The organism is Candidatus Saccharimonadales bacterium (assembly GCA_036397795.1).
Lineage (GTDB): Bacteria > Patescibacteriota > Saccharimonadia > Saccharimonadales > DASWIF01 > DASWIF01.
The window spans coordinates 1-2,024 of sequence record DASWIF010000052.1 but is presented as its reverse complement, the minus strand read 5'-3'; the positions used below and the strand labels follow the sequence as shown (position 1 = coordinate 2,024).

At 52.1% G+C, this 2,024-nt stretch carries 2 protein-coding genes; one reads left to right on the top strand and one right to left on the bottom strand.

The genetic code is table 11. The annotated features are described in order from the left end of the window. Positions 1-211: 211 nt before the first annotated feature. Positions 212-1,096, bottom strand: coding sequence for an IS982 family transposase (locus VGA08_03385; protein HEX9679637.1), 885 nt, complete (start codon positions 1,094-1,096; stop codon positions 212-214). A 150-nt stretch (positions 1,097-1,246) separates the two neighbouring features. Here VGA08_03385 and VGA08_03380 point away from each other — a divergent pair, with 150 nt between their 5' ends. Continuing rightward, positions 1,247-2,002, top strand: a complete 756-nt coding sequence (locus tag VGA08_03380) for an SDR family oxidoreductase (protein HEX9679636.1) — start codon at positions 1,247-1,249, stop codon at positions 2,000-2,002. Positions 2,003-2,024 lie beyond the last annotated feature (22 nt).

Here is a 2,024-nt window from a genome sequence, read left to right as displayed (position 1 = left end):
TTGCCAAAGTTGGTAGGGGAGCAAAAATTTAAGATGAAAGCGGGCCTAAAGTACTAATACAAATAGAACCGATGTTCTAAGTTTGTGATATAATGGGGCTGTTTTGGGAAGGTGGGCCTCAAACGTGGGCGACGGTCAGGCCCTAAGTAATCGTCCATAATTAACTTACTCTATCTATGGGTTTATTTATTGACATAAAACGAGAAAAAGATCAAACCATCAAAAAACTGAGAGTATGAGCTAAAACACAAGTGGCAATCCGAGTGACATGACCGGCTAAAGAGCGACCGCGAGGCCGTTGGACATTAAAAACAGTGGTCAAGGTGCTAAAAACGGTCTCAACCCGATGGCGAACCCGCCCTAAAATACGCCGAATATCATCTGTCCACTGAGCTTGCTGGTTGTCCTTACGTAAAGGGAGCAATTGGATCTGTCGTTTGGCCCACAAGCGTTGTTCCAGTTCGGCATCATTGTAAGCTTTATCGCCAATGAGGCTTAAATTACGGCAATCCAGGACCAACTCATCCAGGACTTTAGCATCCGTGCTTGAGGCCGGAGCCAACAGCCATTCATCTATCAGTTGTTCTACAGTGACGGTGGCGTGCAACCGTAAGCCAAAAAACTTGCCTTTCTTGCTGGTAACCACCCCAAAATATTCGCTCCCGACCATACTCTTGCAGCGAGAGCCACGGGTGTAGGTCATGGTCGTGAGCGGGGCACTGTCAACGATCCGGACCCGATCAGCCGGGTCGATGATTTGATCGCGCAGGTCCCGCCGGATCGCTTCAATGAACCACACCAACTCTCGCCGCCGCTGGTTAAAGCGGTCTAAATCGATCAAATTGGGGAATAAATCGGTCAGATATTGGCGCACAAAGGCATAGCCGACTTCTTCGTGTCCTTGAAAAAAGGTCTCGATGATTAAGGCGATGGTGATGACTTCACTATCTGACAACTCCGGTTCTGGGCCTCGGCTCCGAACAGCTTTCTTTAATCGTTGACATATTTTTTGATAGCTATCATTGACATGGACATACCAAGCCGTGATTGTTTCTTCCCAAGGTATTTCTGTGATATAGTTGGTTAGGCCGTTCATAGTCACTTTCCTTTTGTGAGATTAAGGTTTTAGTTTCTATGATACGGCCTCTTTTGTCCTGTGTAAAACCCATAGATAGAGTAGCATATTATGAAGATACAACCCAGCTATTGCAAGTTTGCAATGTTTATTGGCGAAAGGAGCCAAATCATGCCGAAACAAACGCAACGTCCCACTGCTCTCATTACCGGAGCCTCACGGGGTCTGGGGTTGGCCCTGGCCCGAGCCCTGGCCCAACGGGGCTGGCAGCTAATTATTGACGCTCGCGGCGCGGCCGCTTTGAAAGAAGCTCAGGCTGAACTGGCCTCCTTGACCCAAGTGACCACCCTTGTGGGCGATGTGACCGATGAAGCCCACCGCCGGGCTTTGGCCGTGGCTGCCCGGGCCGCCGGTGGGCTGGATGCCGTGGTCAACAATGCCGGCATTTTGGGCCCCAGCCCGCAACCCAGTTTGCTTGACTATCCGCTTGAGCTGCTGGAGGACGTCTATCGGGCCAACACTCTGGCTCCCTTGGCTATCATTCAGGCAGTACATTCGGAGTTAAAGCCGGGAGCCCGGATCGTCAACATCACCAGCGACGCCGGGGTGCAAGCCTACCCTGGCTGGGGCGGCTACGGCTCCAGCAAGGCCGCTCTGGAGCAGCTATCCGCCATTTTGGCCGTTGAGAATCCCACCTGGCGCGTCTATTGGGTGGATCCCGGCGATATGCGGACCGAGATGCATCAGGCTGCATTTCCGGGTGAGGATATCAGCGATCGGCCTCTGCCCGAAGCCAGTGTGCCTGGTTTGCTTGAACTGTTGACAGGCGATCACCCGAGTGGACGCTACATAACCCAAACCCTCTTGCCCGGCGAACCGCCAACACTCGTTTCTGAGCTGGACGGGGCGCTCACTGCCGACCACTAAAAATCTACGAATCGAAGGAAGA

What these genes read in the sequence shown, in the direction of transcription:
- VGA08_03385 (HEX9679637.1), bottom strand. Translation starts at nt 1,096, where the DNA reads ATGAACGGCCTAACCAACTATATCACAGAAATACCTTGGGAAGAAACA.
- VGA08_03380 (HEX9679636.1), top strand. Translation starts at nt 1,247, where the DNA reads ATGCCGAAACAAACGCAACGTCCCACTGCTCTCATTACCGGAGCCTCA.